At 53.4% G+C, this 20,122-nt stretch carries 18 protein-coding genes; 12 read left to right on the top strand and 6 right to left on the bottom strand.

The window, feature by feature from the left end; translation table 11 throughout:
• Positions 1–120: 120 nt before the first annotated feature.
• The 4 genes from ACTJKZ_RS12510 to ACTJKZ_RS12495 all read right to left on the bottom strand — a co-directional run bounded on the left by ACTJKZ_RS12510 (position 121) and on the right by ACTJKZ_RS12495 (position 1,795).
• Complete coding sequence (locus ACTJKZ_RS12510; RefSeq protein ID WP_061060655.1) at positions 121–375, bottom strand: biofilm/acid-resistance regulator YmgB/AriR; 255 nt, start codon at positions 373–375, stop codon at positions 121–123.
• A 162-nt stretch (positions 376–537) separates the two neighbouring features.
• Positions 538–831, bottom strand: coding sequence for a hypothetical protein (locus tag ACTJKZ_RS12505; protein WP_150011759.1), 294 nt, complete (start codon positions 829–831; stop codon positions 538–540).
• A 177-nt stretch (positions 832–1,008) separates the two neighbouring features.
• Positions 1,009–1,254, bottom strand: coding sequence for a regulatory protein YcgZ (gene ycgZ, locus ACTJKZ_RS12500; protein WP_033735314.1), 246 nt, complete (start codon positions 1,252–1,254; stop codon positions 1,009–1,011).
• 247 nt (positions 1,255–1,501) lie between these two features.
• Positions 1,502–1,795, bottom strand: a complete 294-nt coding sequence (locus ACTJKZ_RS12495) for a hypothetical protein (RefSeq protein WP_161736760.1) — start codon at positions 1,793–1,795, stop codon at positions 1,502–1,504.
• A gap of 458 nt (positions 1,796–2,253) precedes the next feature.
• On the opposite strand from ACTJKZ_RS12495, the gene ACTJKZ_RS12490 reads away from it, so the two are divergent.
• The 12 genes from ACTJKZ_RS12490 (at position 2,254) to ACTJKZ_RS12435 (ending at position 16,545) form a co-directional block, all read left to right on the top strand.
• Positions 2,254–3,168, top strand: a complete 915-nt coding sequence (locus ACTJKZ_RS12490; protein ID WP_440829665.1) for a metal ABC transporter substrate-binding protein — start codon at positions 2,254–2,256, stop codon at positions 3,166–3,168.
• Positions 3,165–3,980, top strand: coding sequence for a manganese/iron ABC transporter ATP-binding protein (locus ACTJKZ_RS12485; RefSeq protein ID WP_161736758.1), 816 nt, complete (start codon positions 3,165–3,167; stop codon positions 3,978–3,980). The genes ACTJKZ_RS12490 and ACTJKZ_RS12485 overlap by 4 nt, the downstream gene beginning before the upstream one ends.
• Before the next feature lie 2 nt (positions 3,981–3,982).
• Positions 3,983–4,843 carry an iron/manganese ABC transporter permease subunit SitC gene (gene sitC, locus ACTJKZ_RS12480; RefSeq protein WP_161736757.1) on the top strand — a complete coding sequence of 287 codons (861 nt, stop codon included), beginning with the start codon at positions 3,983–3,985 and terminating at the stop codon, positions 4,841–4,843.
• On the top strand, positions 4,843–5,712 hold the full coding sequence (locus tag ACTJKZ_RS12475) for a metal ABC transporter permease (protein WP_440829664.1): 870 nt from the start codon (positions 4,843–4,845) through the stop codon (positions 5,710–5,712). Before sitC ends, ACTJKZ_RS12475 begins: the two co-directional genes overlap by 1 nt.
• A gap of 556 nt (positions 5,713–6,268) precedes the next feature.
• The gene (locus tag ACTJKZ_RS12470) at positions 6,269–7,813 is read left to right on the top strand and encodes a methyl-accepting chemotaxis protein (protein WP_253417979.1); all 1,545 of its coding nucleotides are present in this window, start codon (positions 6,269–6,271) and stop codon (positions 7,811–7,813) included.
• 907 nt (positions 7,814–8,720) lie between these two features.
• Entirely contained in the window at positions 8,721–9,659 is a 939-nt protein-coding gene (locus ACTJKZ_RS12465; protein ID WP_161736754.1) for an omptin family outer membrane protease, read from the top strand.
• A gap of 262 nt (positions 9,660–9,921) precedes the next feature.
• Positions 9,922–10,485, top strand: coding sequence for a hypothetical protein (locus ACTJKZ_RS12460; RefSeq protein WP_222925602.1), 564 nt, complete (start codon positions 9,922–9,924; stop codon positions 10,483–10,485).
• Between the two features lie 658 nt (positions 10,486–11,143).
• Positions 11,144–11,608 carry a (2Fe-2S)-binding protein gene (locus ACTJKZ_RS12455; protein WP_161735753.1) on the top strand — a complete coding sequence of 155 codons (465 nt, stop codon included), beginning with the start codon at positions 11,144–11,146 and terminating at the stop codon, positions 11,606–11,608.
• Entirely contained in the window at positions 11,605–12,597 is a 993-nt protein-coding gene (locus ACTJKZ_RS12450; RefSeq protein WP_260058643.1) for an FAD binding domain-containing protein, read from the top strand. Before ACTJKZ_RS12455 ends, ACTJKZ_RS12450 begins: the two co-directional genes overlap by 4 nt.
• Entirely contained in the window at positions 12,594–14,903 is a 2,310-nt protein-coding gene (locus ACTJKZ_RS12445; protein WP_440829663.1) for a xanthine dehydrogenase family protein molybdopterin-binding subunit, read from the top strand. The genes ACTJKZ_RS12450 and ACTJKZ_RS12445 overlap by 4 nt, the downstream gene beginning before the upstream one ends.
• A gap of 95 nt (positions 14,904–14,998) precedes the next feature.
• Positions 14,999–15,565: a nucleotidyltransferase family protein gene (locus tag ACTJKZ_RS12440; RefSeq protein WP_440829662.1), complete on the top strand. Its 567-nt coding sequence runs from the start codon at positions 14,999–15,001 to the stop codon at positions 15,563–15,565.
• On the top strand, positions 15,562–16,545 hold the full coding sequence (locus ACTJKZ_RS12435; RefSeq protein ID WP_161735702.1) for an XdhC family protein: 984 nt from the start codon (positions 15,562–15,564) through the stop codon (positions 16,543–16,545). The genes ACTJKZ_RS12440 and ACTJKZ_RS12435 overlap by 4 nt, the downstream gene beginning before the upstream one ends.
• Here ACTJKZ_RS12435 and ACTJKZ_RS12430 read toward each other — a convergent pair.
• On the bottom strand, positions 16,534–17,628 hold the full coding sequence (locus ACTJKZ_RS12430) for an ABC transporter substrate-binding protein (protein ID WP_440829687.1): 1,095 nt from the start codon (positions 17,626–17,628) through the stop codon (positions 16,534–16,536). The genes ACTJKZ_RS12435 and ACTJKZ_RS12430 overlap by 12 nt on opposite strands.
• Before the next feature lie 34 nt (positions 17,629–17,662).
• Positions 17,663–19,783: a TonB-dependent siderophore receptor gene (locus ACTJKZ_RS12425; protein WP_285088513.1), complete on the bottom strand. Its 2,121-nt coding sequence runs from the start codon at positions 19,781–19,783 to the stop codon at positions 17,663–17,665.
• Positions 19,784–20,122 lie beyond the last annotated feature (339 nt).

Below are 20,122 nucleotides of genomic sequence, written 5' to 3'. Positions count from 1 at the left end.
CGGTTGGGCGTTTTGTACATAGTAGGTGGATTGGTTTTAGTTATTCGTCAAAAATTGCCTCAAAAGCGGAGTATTAATCTCACTGAACCTGCGTTATCGCCGACAACGCAGGACAGGTAATCAGATATCAGTATCGTCAGGTGTACGGCCAACCACAATTTCCAGCGTTCTGCGCAACACATCCAGTCTGATAACGTCGGAAGTACATTCCAGTTCGGCAATCAGATAAAGAATTATCGCTTTGTTGGTCACACGTCCCTGATCAGCCACAATGTCACGAATCACTGCGCCCAGCAGTTCGGTTTCCGGTGCCAGCAAATCGCCTTCACTACGAAAATAGTCAATAATGGATAAATCTGATGAAGAGTGTTGCATGATTTTTCTTTCTCTGAGGAAAATTCGTTATACGCAATGGGTGAAAACAAAACGAGTGTAGACGCTGTATTCGTTTTGCCCAGCCAGCCAATAAAAATTTCGCTTAAAGGCTGCCGCTTCGCTTATCGCTAGCCGTGTGTATCAGGCACACAATACCCTTTATCAGTGCTTTTTAGACCCATCAGGTGGGCCATCGCTGTTCATACGATGCGTGGTCTTATCACGTTCAGCACCGTCGCCCTGCACACGTTTACGCGCGGTAACCATACCGTTTCGAACTTCAGTGATAGCTTTGCGAATCACAGACACTTTAGTGTCGTCATCGGCATTAGCAGCCATGAGTTCAAGCTGCGCGATTAAGGCGTTACTCGACACCGGTTTGTCTGACTTAAGTAATGTCAGGACGGCTTCGCCGATCATGACATCTGTCAGTTTCTCATCTTCACTTCTGTACATACTGGCTTCTCTGATTACGAATCAATGGCCATGCTGCGGGTCCGTATACGTCAGCGGGTGCAACTTATTGCACCAGATACGGCTAAGCAGTACTGGGCTTCGGTCCTATGGGTAAATCTTCCTGAATGTTGGCTAAGAGCAGGCGACGATAGAAATATCTGAAGCCGTAAGCGGGTATTAATCTTCGCGACGAAAGAGCATCGCGATTAATTCATGCAAATGGCTCTCTTCTTCTGGCGTCGCAGCCAGTTCAAGGCGGCTCAATAATTTACTGCAAATTGCTTTACGGCTGAGGCTATGACCTGCGCGCAGAATTTCGACTACAACCGAACCCAATGTTTCCTGTTGCGAAGGTGAGCTGGCCTGATTGAAGTAACGGGCAATATCGCTGATCGTTTCCGGGCCTTGTCCGTTCTGACGCATGATGATTTCCTCAGATGGTGAAAATGTATAGCATTCCTGATGCGCAAGTTATACATCTTTTTAAAACTTGTACAGGATTTTGGATTTTTGGAATGATTTTTTTTGTGCAAAAAGTGCTATTTCTTTAAAAACAGGGTGTTACGAGGAGGTGGTGAAGAAGTGAAAATTGTACCATATTCTTGTACAGGAACAAGCCCTCTGGTGTTCCGACCTGATTGTTCAGGCCGGCAGAAGGTAAGAAAGAGTGTTAATGCTTAAAGAAGATGTCATCAGCAGAGGCGCTGATAGCCGGTTCGATACCCGCATTTCTGGATAACCAGTTTGCCGGACGGGTAGTGCGTGAACCAATCGTTTTGAATCCCGTCAGCCATTGACGCGCAGTTTGCATCTGCTCAAGGCGATACTCATTCACTTCTGAGTCAGCCATTACCTGGAGTTCTTGAATCAGCAGTTCAACGTTCACTTCCTGACCAGCATTAAACAGGTTCATTGCGGCTTCGCCAATGATGACATTCGCTTTTTCGTCGCTGGAAAAATACAAAATATCCTCCTGGGTGATTGCGGTAAGTAATATTAACTGTAGCAAAAAAATTCATCAGGCTTAATCAATTCGGCCTATCAATTAGATTATTTTAATTGTGGAATTGCTGCGTCTGTTGCGAGCATGTCATCCGGTAATGCGACTTCATTTTGTGAATGGCAAAGCGTAGTTGAACGCTTTTTCTATGCCATTACCTCTTTTCTCATTTTGTGGCACGGAATCAGGCAGAAGAGAAATCCGCCCGTCCCGAAACTATAAGCCTGCTGAATGCCACGCATTATCAAAAATATTCCTATTTATATCAGAGACTAACCGATCTGCTTTACAAAAGCTGACACCTGAACCTGAATGCTGAAGAAACTTCACATCTCACTGCTGGTCGAGAGGTATAGCCTGTGCTATAAAAAATAGCCTATGCTAATTATGTTCTGTTTTTAATCACCTCTGGAGCCCGCCTAATGGTCCCGATAAAAAAGATCACCACGCTGTTACTGAGTGCGCTGCTCTCAACCCTGATGGTGAGCAGCAGCTATGCAGCAGAAAAATTTAAGATAGTCACCACGTTTACGGTGATAGCTGACATGGCTGAGAACGTGGCTGGCGATGCTGCGGAGGTCACCTCTATTACTAAGCCCGGTGCTGAAATACACGAATATCAGCCCACTCCCGGCGACATCAGGCGGGCGCAGGGTGCGCAGTTGATTATGGCGAACGGGCTTAATCTCGAACGCTGGTTTCAGCGCTTTTATCAGCATCTGGACGGCGTCCCGGAAGTGGTCGTTTCAGCTGGTGTCACGCCGATGGGTATTGGCGAAGGGCCTTATAACGGTAAACCAAATCCGCATGCCTGGATGTCACCGGACAATGCGCTGATCTATGTTGATAACATCCGCGATGCGCTGGTGAAATATGACCCGGTCAACGCAGAGACCTACCGTCAGAACGCTGCCGCCTATAAGCAAAAAATTACCGCTGCACTGGATCCGCTGCGCCAGCAGATTGCCGCTATTCCCGAGCAGAAACGCTGGATGGTGACCAGTGAGGGTGCGTTCTCCTATCTGGCGCGTGACCTGGGCATGAAAGAGCTCTACCTGTGGCCGATCAATGCTGACCAGCAGGGTACGCCGCATCAGGTGAGAAGAGTGATTGACCAGGTGAAGAAAAATGCCATTCCGGCGGTGTTCAGTGAAAGCACCGTGTCAGATAAGCCCGCCCGCCAGGTCGCGCGGGAAACCGGTGCCCATTACGGTGGTGTGCTTTACGTCGACTCCTTAAGTAACGCGCAGGGACCGGTGCCAACTTACCTCGATCTGCTCAAAGTCACCACGAAGACACTGGTGCAGGGCATTAAAGCGGGAGAGAAAGTGCAATGACAGACACCATTGTGGTTTCAGGCGTCACGGTAACTTATCGCAACGGACATACTGCACTGCATGATGCCAGCTTCAGCGTGCCGGGCGGATCGATCGCCGCGCTGGTGGGCGTTAATGGCTCCGGCAAGTCAACCCTGTTTAAAGCGCTGATGGGATTTGTGCGGCTCGCCAGCGGCAGCATCTCGGTGCTGGGGATGCCAACCCGCCAGGCGCTGCGCCAGAGTCTTGTCGCCTACGTGCCGCAGTCGGAAGAGGTGGACTGGTCGTTTCCGGTGCTGGTGGAAGATGTGGTGATGATGGGGCGCTACGGGCATATGGGGCTGCTGCGGCGGCCAAAGTTGCATGACCAGCAGATAGTCAGTGAGGCGCTGGCGCGGGTCGATATGCTGGATTATCGCCATCGTCAGATTGGCGAACTCTCTGGCGGGCAGAAGAAAAGGGTATTTCTGGCACGCGCGATTGCGCAGCAGGGCAGCGTGATCCTGCTGGACGAGCCGTTTACTGGCGTGGATGTTCAGACCGAGGCCAGAATCATCAGCCTGCTGGGGGAATTGCGCGATGAAGGTAAAACCATGCTGGTCTCCACCCATAATCTGGGATCGGTCACGGCGTTCTGTGATTACACGGTAATGATAAAAGGCACGGTTCTGGCCAGCGGCCCAACCCGGACTACGTTTACTACCGCTAATCTTGAGCGCGCGTTCAGCGGGGTATTGCGTCATGTGATGGTGAAGGGGCTGGACGATCAGATCATCACCGATGATGAACGCCCCTTTATCGCACCTCATGCCGCACGGGAAGAGGGGAGCTGAACATGGCGCTGTTACTGGAACCTTTTGGTTATCACTACATGCTTAACGCGATGTGGGTATCCGCGATGGTAGGCGGACTCTGCGCGTTTCTCTCCTGCTATCTGATGCTCAAGGGCTGGTCGCTGATAGGTGACGCGCTTTCACACTCTATTGTTCCTGGCGTCGCGGGCGCTTATATGCTGGGACTGCCGTTTGCACTGGGAGCATTTCTCTCCGGCGGGCTGGCAGCGGGCAGTATGCTGTTACTTAATCAGCGCACACGTTTAAAAGAAGATGCGATTATTGGTCTGATATTTTCCTCTTTCTTTGGTCTGGGTCTGTTTATGGTGTCGCTCAATCCGACAGCCGTGAACATACAGACCATTGTGCTGGGCAACATACTGGCGATTGCGCCAGCCGATATTCTCCAGCTGGCGCTGATTGGCGGGCTGTCGATTATCATTCTGCTGTTTAAGTGGAAAGATCTGATGGTCACCTTCTTTGATGAGAACCACGCGCGCGCCATTGGTCTGCGCCCTGAACGACTGAAAATCCTCTTCTTTACTCTGCTCGCAGTTTCAACCGTGGCGGCGCTGCAAACTGTTGGCGCCTTTCTGGTGATCTGTCTGGTGGTGACGCCCGGCGCAACCGCCTGGCTGCTCACCGATCGCTTTCCACGTCTGCTGATGATTGCTGTCGCGATTGGCAGCATCACCAGTTTTCTTGGTGCCTGGGCGAGTTACTACCTGGATGGCGCTACGGGCGGCATCATCGTGGTCGCGCAGACATTGCTGTTCCTGCTGGCGTTTGTCTTTGCGCCGAAACATGGTCTGCTGGCTAACCGGCGTCGTGGCCGCCAGCAACCCAAAAGGGAGCCTGTCTGATGTGGATCCTTGAACCCTTCCAGTTTGCATTTATGAATAGCGCTTTGCTTATCGCGTTTGTCGTAGCGATCCCCTGTGCGCTGCTGTCGGTGTTTCTGGTGCTGAAAGGCTGGGCGCTGATGGGCGATGCCATGAGCCATGCGGTATTCCCTGGCATCGTGCTCGCGTGGATGGCAGGACTGCCGCTGGCGGTGGGCGCGTTTGTTGCAGGGCTGTTCTGTGCCGTTGCCAGTGGATTTCTGCAGGACAACAGCCGTATTAAGCAGGACACCGTGCTGGGCATTGTCTTCTCCGGCATGTTTGCGGTGGGGCTAATCCTCTACATCGCCGTGAAACCCGAAGTGCACCTCGATCATATTCTGTTTGGTGACATGCTTGGCATAACCGGCGCAGATATCATTCAGACCGCGATTATCGCGTTGATCATCGTTATGGTGATTGTCGTGAAGTGGCGTGATTTTATGTTGTTCAGCTTCGACCCTCAGCAGGCGCAGGTCTCTGGCTTACCCGCCCGTCTGCTGCATTACGGGCTGCTCTGCATGGTCTCGCTGACAATTGTAGCGACGCTAAAGGCGGTGGGGATCATCCTGTCAATCTCCCTGCTAATCGCGCCCGGCGCAATCGCGGTGCTGATCACCCGTCGTTTTTCACATGCGCTGCTGGCGGCGGTTGTTGTAGCGGTGATCGTGTCACTGAGCGGCGTTTATCTTTCGTTCTTTATCGACAGTGCGCCTGCGCCGACGATCGTGGTGTTGTTTGCAGTGGTATTTATTGTCGCGATGGTCATTGCGGGGCGGAAAACCCGGCAGCTGGAAAGGTTGAAACATCGTTATAACGACAAGAGCGTCTGCGGTGATAAACAATCCTGATGCAATAATACGGCGTGGTGAAATTCAGATTTCAGAGTGGCTGGCGTCTAATCAGGCTTATTCTCATGCCTGAACGTTGACGTTTTAAACGGCGAATGATTCATCTTGTCGGGTCTGGCAGTGATATCCGCTCTGTGCCCGGAGCGGATAATTTAATCACTCAATAATTATTAATGGTGGTATCAGCACCGATTTAGATAATTATGCGAAAAACTAAAGTAGCGCACTTCCTTAGAAAGGTATGATTCCGGCAATCCATTCAATCGCGTTGAACAAAAAATACACTTAGAAATAATTTGTAGCGTGAAATGATTTTTAACACTAATTAATCTGCTGATAGTTATTGTTTTAATTGATAATTATCAATGGGTTGTATTTTTCCATGCGTGTTTCTCTCTTTCTGATTTCTTAGTTTCCTCTCCCATCGTCTATATATATTTTCTGTCGCGCCGTTATTGAAGGCGCAACCAGAAAAAGTTTTAATGATTTTTTTATTCAACCTCATTTCTTAACACCAGAGCAACATAGCAATCTCAAAAGTATAACGGAAAATAATATGAAAATAGCCACGCGTCTTGTCGCAGGGTATAGCCTGCTAATCATCCTTTTTCTTCTCTGCACCGGGACGGCACTCCATGCACTCTGGCAGGCAAGGGACGATATGGAAAACGCTGTAAATAATAAAATTTACCGCTATGAACTGATTCAGAACATGCGAAATGCGGCCAGAGATATGGCGATCGCAGTCAGGAATATTGCATTACTGAATGAACAGAATGACAGACAGCCTGAATGGGACAGGATGGTCGCTCAGAAAGCCATCTACATTCAGAACAGGGACAAACTCACTGCCAGTATGTCGCAAAACGTCTCAGAGGAAGGTAAAAGTGCGCTGGAAAATCTGACCTCCACGGATGAATCCGCACTTAGCCTGCTTATGACGGCGGGCAGGAAAGCGATGGCGGCACCTCAGTCTGAAACCGTTGATTACCTGCTAAAAACCGTAAGGCCAGGACAGCGAACAATGCTGAATGCCCTTGATCGGCTTTCAACTATTCAGATGCAGGTAAGCAGGAAAACCGTTCTGGATGCCAGGGAAGCCGCTGCGCAAACGGCTATGCTGATGTCGGTGATGGTGTTGATTTCTTTCCTCATCGCTATCGCAGCCTGTTACTCCATCATTCGGACGCTCATGCGCCAGCTGGGCGGTGAGCCCGCGCAGGCACAGGCGCTGGCCGCGGCGATTGCGTCGGGTAATCTGACATCGCCTGTCCTGTTACGACATAACGATACCTCCAGCCTGCTGGCCTCGCTGGATGTTATGCAGGCCAACCTGCGCAGTATGGTGGCAAATATCAGAGATACATCTGCATCCGTTGCACTGGCCGCAGATGAAATCTCACAGGGTAATACAGAACTCTCCTCCCGAACCGAACAGCAGGCTGCCGCCCTGCAGGAAACGGCGGCAAGCATGGAACAGCTCACCGCTACCGTAAAAAACAATGCAAGCGGGGCGCATCAGACCGCCAACTCAGCCCGTGAAACCGCGCGCCTTACCCGCGCCGGGGAAGCAGATGTCAAACGTATGGCAGAGACTATGCAAGCCATATCAATGAGCGCGACTAAAGTCCGGGACATCACCTCTGTGATTGAAAGTATTGCGTTTCAGACCAACATCCTGGCGCTGAATGCAGCCGTTGAGGCGGCTCGTGCAGGAGAAGAAGGACGCGGCTTTGCTGTTGTAGCGGGTGAGGTCAGGACGCTGGCGCAGCGCAGTGCCTCCGCCGCACGGGATATAAAGTTGCTTATCGAAGAAGCGGTAACCCAGGTGGAAAGCGGCGTTACAGTCGCCTCGTCAACCGGCGACAGCATTATGCAAATTGTTGGCATGGTGAATGAACTGGCTGTGTCGATGGATACGATTTCCCTTGCCTCATCAGAGCAGATGCAGGGCATATCTCAGGTCAGTGTCGCCGTGACGCAGATGGACAGCGTGACGCAGAATAACGCTGCGCTGGTGGAAGAATCGTCTTCAGCCTCACAGTCGCTCTCTGAACAGGCTCACGCGCTGCGGGGCATGGTAGCCGCGTTTCAGGTGTGACGACCTCTGGCGATAGCGTTTGTCTGTTGAAGGCGCTGCAGTATCCACATCTCCGATGCTCTGCTTTTCCGGCAGATAAGGATGGGTGACAGGCACCTGTCTGTCACTCCTCGCTAAGACAACATTCGTTTTTTTCACTTTCTGACTACAGAAAAAAGAGCATGAAAGGGAACAGGGGGAGAGTAAAGATACCCCCTGTTGCCGCCTAATCCCGCCTGAATTCAGCCATGCCGCCCTGATGCGCTTTACCGCCAGGCTTGCGCCTGAAAAAGAGTGCCGCAGCCTGAGCTGGAACGCTGAAAAAATCCAACTATCGCGCTAACCTTTTTGATTACCTCGGGTGGAAGGGCAGATGACAGCATTGTGAATGCTGCGCTCAGTGGTAAGGCCTGAGCAAACCTGCCTGTACTTCGCGGCACTACTGGTTAAGCTATTGCGCATAGAAGCTTCGACCAGCCGCAGACCTTGCAGAATGCAAAACAGCACCTGTGATGTGCCCTGTGCGGCGTGGTGTTACAAACCTCACTTCAGAAAACATCTCTCCTTATTGTCGTCATCGTCTCATTGGTCTTTTTCCCATAAAGCGGATATTTGCCAGCCGCAGCAGTTGCTCGCCTGAAAACAAATTTCTGACTGGCCAAAAGAGGGGCTGGTGAATGACGCACAGTGAAATAACAAAAATAATTAATGTTTTTCAGAAAGCAGCCGATTAAGGAATTTGCCTTAACGGTTCAAAGCTGCGAGCGAAAAGGGGTAAGAAACCCGCGGCTTCGCATGAGCCGCCGCGCAGGCTTTCGCCAGTGTTCCGGGGCTTGTACCCCGCAGGTGAGTATAGAAGCGCAGCAGCCGTGCTACGAAAAGAATGGCGCTGCTGTACAGGGATTACCTTTATGGATATGGAACTGAAATGAAAAAAAGCACCGTTGCAGTGATGATGATGGCTACTCTGTCAGGCGGAGCCTGTGCAGATGCAGGTCGATTTTCACCGAATTTTTCTCCGGAAAGCTTTACTGTGTCGACGTCAGCCGGGATGCTGAGTGGCAAATCTCATGAGATGGTTTACGACACCGAAACAGGCCGCAAAGTCAGTCAGCTGGACTGGAAAATAAAGAATGTTGCTATTCTCAAAGGCGAGTTATCCTGGGATGCATACTCATTTCTGACGCTGAATGCGCGAGGCTGGACTTCACTGGCTTCTGGTTCGGGTCACATGGATGACTATGACTGGCTCGATGACAACCAGTCTGACTGGACGGACCATTCATCCCATCCCCGCACAGATGTTAATTACGCCAATGAATACGATCTCAATGTAAAAGGCTGGGCATTACAGGGCGATAACTATAAAGCCGGACTGACAGCTGGTTATCAGGAAACCCGTTTAAGCTGGACAGCTTTTGGCGGTTCATATAATTACGATAACGGCGCTTCTACGGGTGATTTCCCAAGAGGCGAGCGCGGTATTGGCTATAGCCAGCGTTTTTCCATGCCGTATATTGGTCTTGCGGGCCAGTATCGTATAAACGACTTTGAATTTAACGCCTTATTTAAATTCAGTGACTGGGTGCGGGCACACGATAATGACGAGCATTACATGCGCGATCTTACCTTCCGTGAGAAAGCGACTAATTCGCGGTACTACGGAACATCAGTAGACGCTGGCTATTATGTAACGCCAAATGCCAAAGTATTTGCCGAATTCACTTACAGCAAATATGAAGAAGGCAAAGGCAGCACTCAGATTATTGACAGAGTCTCCGGTGAATCAGCATCCATTGGTGGAGATGCGGCTGGTATATCGAATAAAAACTATACCATTACAGCCGGTCTGCAATATCGCTTCTGATTCGATCCTGTACGCCAGATGATTATGTAACGTTAAGCCCCTTTGGGGCTTTTTGATAGTGTTAGCAAAAAAATATCAATGCTACATCTGTATATAAATTCATAATTAAATCAATACTATAAATTTTTTAAATAATATTCAGCCCGGCAGTTCTGCCTTTTTTAAAAGTAATTACAAATCTTATTAAGCAGATAAATATCGTTAAATGTCATTCCCGTTTGCTGATAGCGTCCAGCATAACGCATCTTAGGAAGAGAAAAAAATGCCGGTCATCCCGAAAGTTATGAAAATTGCTACGTTTTTCACCGTTATTTTCCTCACTGGCTGTTCCACGCTGTTACCCCTTAATTACACAGATTACGAAGGTCAAGATGCAGCAACGGTGGTGGCCATCAATCCAGAGGGATTTGTGGGTACATTTTATCTTTCGGTCTATGAGAAGAAAGGCACCTGTTATGACAGGGTTGATCGCCATCAGCTGGAATCAAATCTTATCCCCTCCGCAGGGCACGTTATGACCGCAAAGGTCAAGCCTGGCAGGCTCATGGCTTTTCAGCAGCTCAACACGATAATGAGCCATTACGACGCACACGGAAAAAAAACGAAATTCCCGGAAAGCTATTTGCTCTCACAATGGGTTCCATTTATTCCACAACCAGGCAAACGCTATTTTCTTGATACTAAATATGGTCCCCGGGAGATTTCGTCGGATTATACCATTACTGTTAATTCAGACCCGGCCAGAATTGCGTCTGATTTCAAAACGCTACCTCAGAATAACTGGGACGCCAGAAATCGTTGTCAGCATCTTATAGGCGGCAGCTAATCATGATTCAACTATCGCTGTAACATCGTCACACTGAAGACATGATATGTAATCGGCCAGTATCGCTGACCAGGGAAGGGTTTGAGCATTTCTGCCACTTTCGCAGAGGATATGGATAGCCTTTAGAAAAGACGGGCGTATGAATCCGCCAGGGGCCACCTTTCTGACCAGACTCCTCATCTGAAACGTGTCTGATTAAGCACACCTGAACGCGCCAGTTCTTCTGTCAGAGCTGGCGCCATCAGGTGATCAGCCTTTTCATTCCGCCTGCTATCAGCTCTGCCACTGCGACTGGCGGATGATGTCAGGGCTACAATTTGCGGAAAAATTAGTGAGGTGGCTGCATCAATCCTGTAAGCGAGACAGGCTGGAAAACTCCAGAAATATATCTTTTAAATTCAATAATATGAATTCGCTATAATAAACATTATACAGCGATTTGCTTTCCTTTTTGCCTCGGAAAACGCTGACTTTTTCCCGACATGCCTGCCAGATTGCTAAAAAGCTGCTAAACCTTAAGACACAGATACGCGCGTAAAGATTAGGGTTATCACGATTTTCCCCGATTTAACTCCCGTCAGAACTAAACCTATAAAAAAACCATCTTTTGGCCCCCAACAATGGGAAGCAGACAATGTCGGAAAAAATATCGCTAACAATGCAGGTTAATGGTCAGTCGCAACAGATGCAGGTCGATTCACGGGTCACATTGCTCGACGCACTGCGTGAGCATCTTAATCTGACCGGCACCAAAAAAGGGTGCGATCAGGGACAGTGCGGTGCCTGCACCGTACTGATTAATGGTCAGCGGGTGCTGAGCTGCCTGACGCTGGCGGCCCAGGCGGATGGTGCTGACGTCACCAGCATTGAAGGGCTGGCCTCCACTGACGGTGACCTGCATCCGGTGCAGCGCTGCTTTATGGAGAATGATGCCTTCCAGTGTGGCTACTGCACGCCGGGTCAGATCATGTCCGCCGTCGCCTGCATCAAAGAGGGCCATGCCGGTTCGGACGATGAGATCCGTGAATATATGAGCGGCAACCTCTGCCGTTGCGGTGCTTATCCACACATTGTCGATGCGATTAAACAGGCCGCTGCTGAGATGGCGAAGGAGTCCGCATGAATGAATTCAGCTGGAAAGTTGCGCAGTCTCCCCAGGAAGCCGCAGCCCTGAAACAGCAATCCGGTAGCCAGTTGCTGGCGGGCGGCACCACACAGCTCGATCTGATGAAGTGTGGGGTCTTCACGCCACCGCAGTTAATCGGCATCAGCGGGATAACGGCGCTGAAAAACCTGCAATTTGACGACGAAAAAATCACTGCCGGTGCACTGGTGACCATGAGCCAATTGGCCGACCATCCCGCCTGCCAGCAGAATGCGCCTGCCATCTATGGCAGCCTGTGGCAGGCTGCATCCCCGCAGATTCGTAATATGGCGTCGCTGGGTGGAAATTTACGTCAGCGCACCCGATGTAACTACTACCGTGACCCGGCAACGTTCCCGGCCTGCAACAAACGCAATCCCGGTTCCGGCTGCGCCGCACGGGATGGCGTTAACAGCAATCATGCGATTCTGGGTGCCAGCGACAGCTGCATTGCGGTCTATCCCGGCGATCTGGCGGTTGCGCTGGTGGCGTTTGACGCCATCGTCGTTCTGCAGAATCAGCGGGGGGACATCCGTCGCATCCCAATTGATGACTTTTTCCTGCTGCCGGGTGATACGCCTGACCGTGAGCACGATCTGCGCGATGACGAGATCATTGTGGCCATTGACGTGCCGCAAACCGAGTCACTCCGCCACTCACACTACCTCAAAGTGCGTGACCGCAGCTCCTATGAGTTTGCAGCAGCCAGCGCGGCCGCAGGCTTTACCCTGGAAAACGGCGTGATGCGTGACGTGCATATCGCGCTCGGCGGCGTTGCGACCAAACCCTGGCGCGTCCGATCGGTAGAGCAGGCGCTGGAAGGCCAGCCGTTTAATGAAGAGACGGTGTTTCAGGCAGCAGAGCAGATTACTCAGGAGACGCAGGCGCTGACCCACAACGCCTATAAAGTAAAACTGGCGCCACGAGTGATTGCACGCGCGCTGATGGCAGCAGGAGAAACCTCATGAGTGAAGTAAACGACAAAGCGCGTCCGGATGTGATCAACGCCAGCTCAGCGACAGACACCCAGATTGAAGGCTTGGGCGCTCCCCGCGCGCGTGGCGATGGCAAAGTAAAAGTCACCGGTGAGGCGCGTTATGCGGTTGAATATCAGCCGGAAAATCCACTTTACGGCGTGGTAATCCAGTCTACCGTCGCCAGCGGTCGCATCAGCCGTATGGCGACGGAAAAGGCGCAGCAGGCCGCAGGTGTGCTGGCGGTCTATACCCATCTGAACACGCTGAAAATCAACAAGCCCACGGCGATTGCCGATGGCGGCGCGGCGCAGTCAACCTACACCCCGATTCAGGACGATGTGATTATTCACAACGGTCAGAACATTGGTCTGGTTGTCGCCGAAACGTTTGAACAGGCGACCTATGCTGCCTCGCTGGTGGAGATTGAGTATGAAACGTCTGATGCACTGATTTTTGCCACCGATGAGGGCGTTGAACCTAAACCGCTCCCGAAGCAGGATATCGATATGGGCGATGCCCAGGCGGCGATGCAGCAGGCCGAGGTGCGTCTGAGCCAGCGTTACACCACCCCGCGTGAATACAACATGCCAATGGAGCCGCACGCCTGTGTGGCGGAGTGGCAGGATGGTCGCATTACCGTCTGGGAGCCGAGCCAGTGGGTCGCCGGCGCGCAGGTGGAGATTGCCGAGTGGATGGGCATAGAGGTGGAAAACGTGCGGATCATCTCACCGTATGTCGGTGGGGGATTTGGCTCTAAGCCGGTGCCTTACACCCACGTTGCACTGGCGACAGTCGCCTCGCGGGCACTGAAGCGCCCAATCAAAGTGTCACTGACCCGTCCGCAGACTTTCACCGGTCTTGGCGGGCGTCCGGCGACCTCGCAGCAGCTGGAACTGGGCGCATCGCGCGACGGTAAAATCCAGGCGATTATCCAGCGCAGCTTCAGTGAAACGTCACTCATCGACGTTTTTGCCGAGAACTGCAGCAAAGTTACCGCCCGCATGTATGCGGCAGGCAATGTCTCCGCCCGGCATCAGGTCAGGCCAATTAATACCGTGACGCCAGGCTGGATGCGCGCGCCTGGTGAAAACCCTAGCGCCTTTGGTCTGGAAGTGGCGATGGATGAGATGGCCTATGCCCTGAACATCGATCCGCTGGAACTGCGTCTGCGTAACTGGGCAGATAAAGATTATCAGCTCGATCTGCCGTGGAGTTCGCGCCGTCTGAAAGAAGCCTATCAGAAAGGCGCTGAAGCTTTTGGCTGGGACAAGCGCATCATGGCGCCGCGTTCAATGCGTGAAGGGCGTGAACTGATTGGCTGGGGCATGGCCTCCGGCACTTATCCGGTCAACAAACTGCCCGCCGAGGCGAAAATCATCCTGACGCCGCAGGGAAAATTTGTGGTCCAGTGCGGCGGCGCAGATATCGGCACCGGAACCTATACCATCCTGGCGCAGACCGCTGCCGATATTCTGGGTGTCGCCTCCACCACCATAGAAGTGCAGCTGGGTGACACCGAGCTGCCGCGCGCAGGTGTAGCGGGCGGATCGCAGCTGGCAGGTAACGTAACCGCCGCGGTGGACGACACCGCTAAACGGATGCGCGACCAGCTGCTGAAGCTGGCCAGCGAACTACCACAGTCGCCATTAAAAGGCACACCTGCGTCTCAGCTCACGCTGAAAGGCGATGGGGTGCAGCACATGCAGCGCAGCGACCGGGTCGTGTCATACGCGGAACTGGCCAGCCTGGCACCGGCGGAGAGTCTGGCGGTGAAAGGCGGCACGTTCCCGGATGATATGTCAGAAAGTGAGCGCGACAAGATGGTGCGTAATCTTAATGACGGCACCCGTCCTGAAAAATTCTCTGCTCACAGCTGGAGTGCGCAATTTGTTGAGGTCCGGGTCGATGAGGATTTCGGTACCATCCGGGTTAAACGGATGGTGGCAGCGCTCGACAGCGGTCGTCTCTATAACCCGAAACTGGCGCGTAGCCAGTGGATTGGCGGCATGATCATGGGTGTGGGTCAGGCGCTAATGGAGGAGGGCATCATCGATCCGCGTAACGGTCGGGTAATCAACAATAACCTCGCAGACTACTTAGTGCCGGTTAATGGCGACATCCCGAGCATTACCACCATCGACGTCGGCGAACCCGACTTTGAGGCGACCACGATGGGCGGTAAACCGGTGGGTGAACTGGGTATCGTCGGCGTTGCGGCAGCGATCAGTAATGCGGTATTCCATGCCACCGGCAAGCGCGTACGCGACCTGCCGATAACGCTCGACAAGCTTATCTGAACCGGTTCCTGACCTGCTGGCAGCAGGTCAGACTCAGGTCATGCGGGCGCGGGCTAAAGCCTGCGCCCGTTTTTCACGTATAGCGGAGAACGAGAGTGAAGATAGCGCTGATTGTACTGGCCGCCGGGCTGAGTCAACGTTTTCGCCAGCAGGGGGGCGAGCATAAGCTGCTGGCTGACCTTGAAGGCAAACCGGTGCTGCAGCGCACGCTGGATCAGGCCGCTGCCAGCGGGCTTGACCTGTTCGTGGTGACCCGTCCCGACGCCCTGGCAATCCAGGCAATCTGTACGCGGGCGACTGTCGTGCTGTGCGACAGCGGTGGGCTGGGCGAGTCCATCGCGGCGGGCATTAACGCCAGCCGTGACTACGACGGCTGGCTGATTGCGCTGGGCGATATGCCGTTTGTGACGCCTGAAAGTTACCGTGCCATCAGTGCTGCGCTGGTGGATTCGCCCATCGTCAGGCCAGTCATTGAGGGAAAACCGGGCCATCCGGTGGGTTTTCAGAATCACTCTTTTCCCATGCTGAGCACGTTACAGGGCGATGCCGGACCACAGGCGATAGTGAGGTCACAGGCTGTCCGGCTGCCGCTTCACGATCGCGGCTGCCTTTGTGATATCGATTTCCCTGCCGATCTGCAGCTGATAAAGGAATTTTCATGATAACGCTGGATCAACGCGTGATTAATGCGGCACTGAGCAGTTGCCAGGCGGGCCAGCAGGTCTGGCTCTGCACGGTGCTGCGCACCTATGGCTCTTCGCCACGCGCACCCGGGACACTCATGACGGTTAACGAAACCGGCGCATACTGCGGATCGCTGTCGGGCGGCTGCATCGAAGAGGACTTTCTGGCACAGCTGGCGGCAGGGGCGTATCGCGCCAGCAGTCAGCGGGTACGCTATGGCGAGGGCGGGATGCGTCCTGACGTCAGCCTGCCGTGCGGCGGCAGTCTGGAAATCGTCATAGAATTTCTGCCGCCTGATGACGCCACGCTGGCGCTGCTGACGGCGATGCAGCGCGCGCTGAGCGGGCAACAGCCGCTGGTAAAACTGATACGCCCAGGCGCGCGCGCGCAGTGGGAGGCGATTGCCGCCGACAGGAGGCTGCCCGCACTGGATGCCAGCGAGCAACAGTTGTTACTGCCGGTGGGCGCGATACCGGAACTCCTGATCGCGGGCTACTCCAGCGTGGCACATGAGTGCATCCGGCTGGGACAGATACTGGGCTTTCACGTGCGGGTCTGTGAGCACCGGCCGGAAGTGCGGACGGAGCTGGAAAGTCACTTCAGCGACGCGGATAACGTGACGCTGGTATCACAGCATCCGGCGCGCTGGCTGGAACTGAACGGGGCGCACGCCGCGGTAGCCATTGTGGCACTGACCCACGATCCCCGCATTGATGATCTGACGATGATGGAGGCGATTGCCACACCCGCGTTCTACATCGGCATCATGGGTTCGGCGAAAAACAGCGAGAAACGACGGGCGCGACTGCAACAGATCGCCGGAATGGATCGGGCCGAACTGGACCGCATCCATGCGCCCATCGGCCTGCCCATCGGCAGCAAGACTCCGGCAGAGATTGCGCTGTCGGTCATGGCCGATATCGTCCGGGTGAAGAATAGCGCGCAGTCAGCCGTCTGATCCCGGCGTCTTCTCGGGCGCCAGCCGATAAAGATAGCTGCCTGAAAAGGGTATCGGCAGGAAATCACGGAACAGCTGCTGTAACGTCTGTTCGGGATCGACGTCGCGGAACAGTTGCGGGTAGAGCGTGGCAGCAAAGAATTCGGTCGCTACGACGTGCCACGGGCTGAGATAAAAATTGTGCCAGATGGCTCCGGCATGACCGTCGCGCAGCGCGGTGAGCTGCTTCAGCGCATTCTGCTGACTGGTCAGTGCGAGCAGGCTTTGCCGGGTCTGCGCTGTTGTGACGGCGGGGCCGAGTTTTAAGGCTCCCGCTTCATCGGCGCTGCCGGTGCCGGTGGCAAAATAGTAATCCGGCTGTGCCGCAATCACACTCTCCTCACTCAGCCGTCCGAATACGCCTTTGACCTGCTGGCTGGCGATGTTATTGCCACCAGCAAACGTCAGTAGCTCACCCAGATTGCCATTCACCGAGGTGACGCAGCACTCGCTGCGTCGTCCAAGATGTAACTGCAACAGCACGGACGGTTTCGGACCGTGATAATCCGCCAGCCGACTCGAAATGCGCTGCATGTGGCTGCGGTAGAAGTGATTAAACTGAGCCGCGCGCTGTGGCTGATTGAGCACCTCACCCAGCAAAGTGATGCTGCGCTCAGTGTTTTTCAGCAGATTAACCCGCAGATCGATTTTCACCACCGGAATATGCGCCGCAGCGAGCATCTTCTCCAGCACGGCAACGTTTTCACTGTCGCGCGCCAGCTGCGGCAGGATCACCACATCCGGCTTAAGTGCGATCACCTGTTCGGGATTCATATCGTTAACGCCATCCAGCCCCACGACCGGAATCGTCTCCATCTGCGGGAACTGGCGCGCAAAAACCTGCCAGGTCTGAGGATCGTACTTTTTCAGATCCTGCGGCCAGCCAGCAATATGCTGCAGCGGATTACCGGGCATCAGAAGTGCGACGCTGTAGAGCATCCGGCTTTCACCCAGCACAATGCGCTGCGGATGGTCGGGAATCGTGACCTGGCGACCGGTGATGTCGGTCAGCGTGCGGGAATGTGCACACGCGCTGACCAGCATCACAGTGATCGTCAGCAGCACTGAGCGTAGCGAGTTAAAATTCCACACGGGCCTGTACCATCAGATTACGGGTTTCGCCTTCACGGACGCGCAGATTGCCGCCGCTTGAACTGTAGTAGTGCTGATTAAACAGATTATTGATATTCAGACGCAGCTGGGTTTTTTCACCAAACAGCCGGTTGTTCCACGCCACGAAGCTGTCTGCCACTACATAGTCGGGCAGGGTGAAACTGTTATCGGGATCGCCCGCACGGCTGCCGACATAGCGCGCACCGCCGCCGAGCCGGAACGTGCCGGGCAGGCCACTGACCTGCAGCTCATGACTCAGGTAAAGCGCACCGGCATGACGCGGCGCATTCTGCAGCCGATTGCCATTGTTATCCGGATTCACCCGATCGCTGACGATCTCTGCCTGATCATAGCTGTAGTTCGCACTCAAATCCCAGCCGGGTGCAATTTCGCCATTCAGCTCAAACTCAGCGCCGGTCGATCGGGCTTTATCAATGGCCCGCGTGCTGCCATTAATATTCAGCGACATCGCTTTTTCATCAATCCGGTAGAGCGCCACTGTTGCCAGCAGTTTTGGCGATAGCTGCCATTTGCTGCCGACTTCCCAGCTGGTGCCCTGTTCCGGCTTGCCGACATTGCCATCATCATCCACGTCGGTTGACGGCGTGAACGACTTGCTGACGCTGGTGTAGAAAGAGAGGTCAGGCGTGAGTTTGTAGATCACCCCGGCCTGCGGCAGAAACTTATTGCCCTCATCGTTCAGGATTTCTGACTGGGGATTAACGCCGCGGGAGGCGCGCTGTTCATAATGCTGATAACGGCCGCCCAGCACCACAATCCAGTCCTGTGTGAGTGAAATAGTGTCTTTGGCGTAGAGCGATCGGCTATGAATACGGTTCAGGTTATTGGCTGCTGCGCTATTTTCGGTGCTGGTGTCCGTGACCGGTGACAGGATGTCATAGTCGGGATTGAAGTAGTTGAACTGGCGGTTAACCTTGCCCTGATACTGATGGGCGCGATAAGTCTGATTCATCTCATAGTCGGTGCCTGCCACCAGCGCGTGCTGCATGCCCAGAATCTCCGGATTGCCCAGCAGATCCCAGCTCACATATTTGGTTTTGTGGTTAAACCCACGGTTGGCATCGGCACGACGTGTTACTACGCCAGTGCTGGCATTGACCGCCGTTACGCGCACCTCATCGTTGTCATAACGCCGCTGATTCCAGCCCAGGGTGAGCCGGGTGCGCCACTCATCATTAAACTGCCAGTCATAGTGGGCATTCAGGGTTTTGTTGTGACCCCAGGCGTGATTAGCTTTGTCATCCAGACGATCTTTGTAAGCAATATCGATCGGCTTGCCGTCGATAAAGGCCGTGCCGCGGTCGTAGGGAATGTCATAACGGTAGTCGGCATAGCTGATCAGAAAGCTGGCCTGCTCGCCAAACCATTGCAGAGAGGGTGCCAGCAGCGTGTGTTCTTCGCTGCCAAAGTTGCGCCAGTAATCCTGATTCTGCTTTTCGGCGATCAGCCGGAAGGCAAAGCCATTGCCCAGCGGGCCGGTGACATCCAGCGTGCCTGCACCGCCGCCTTCACTGGCGTTGCGTCCGCTAACGCTGGAGTGCCAGCTGTATTGCGGCTTTTTGCTGACCACATTGATAATGCCACCCGGATTCTGAATGCCGTAGAGCAGCGAAGAGGAGCCTTTCAGCACCTCAACTCGTTCGGTTGTGGCATCAAAATTGAGTCCCTGACTGCTGCGAATGCCATCCCGGTAGACCGACCCATCGGCATTACTGCCAAAACCGCGTCGAACGAAGCCATCTTCGGTGCCAGCCAGCGTGTTAGCTTCTGAAACGCCGCTGACAAAGCGCATCGCATCCGCCAGTGAGCTTGCCTGGTAATCGTCCAGTTGCTGCTGCGTGACCACGCTGACCGACTGCACCTCATCAAGCCGCGCGGTTGGCATTTTACTGGCGACGCTGCTCTCGCTGGCGCTGTAATTTCCCTCTGAGTCAGCATCGGCGGTCACGGTCATATCCGGTGCTGTGTTGGCTGCTGCGCTGACCTGTGGCAGCATCATGCTGCCGCAAATTGCCACGACCAGAGCGGGGTGTCGGGCCGGATATCGTGAGTCTTTGTTTTTCATTTTTCTTTTCGTATCTGTTACTGGCAGTTTCTGAAGCAAATTCGCTCTGATGACTGGCTGTCATACAGGGCTTCCCTGGAGGTGGTCTGCAATATGCAGCGCTTTAAGCAGAAGAGAACGGCATTCGGGTTCAGACATCATTGCGCTGACCGGACGACAATGCTTCCCATCTGTAATTGAGAATCATTCAAACATCCGACAAGGTAGTAGTAAACATAATTTGAACAGAATTTACTACATTTCTGCTGTATCGATTTTACTGACTGACAGTCCAGGTGATGAGTTTATTTTATTGAAAATAATGATTATTATTTTATGGCGAGATGACAGGATACGCTT

The sequence above is a fragment of the Pantoea sp. 22096 genome, from assembly GCF_052045955.1.
Taxonomy (GTDB): domain Bacteria; phylum Pseudomonadota; class Gammaproteobacteria; order Enterobacterales; family Enterobacteriaceae; genus Pantoea; species Pantoea alfalfae.
This window is presented reverse-complemented; position numbering and strand designations above follow the sequence as displayed.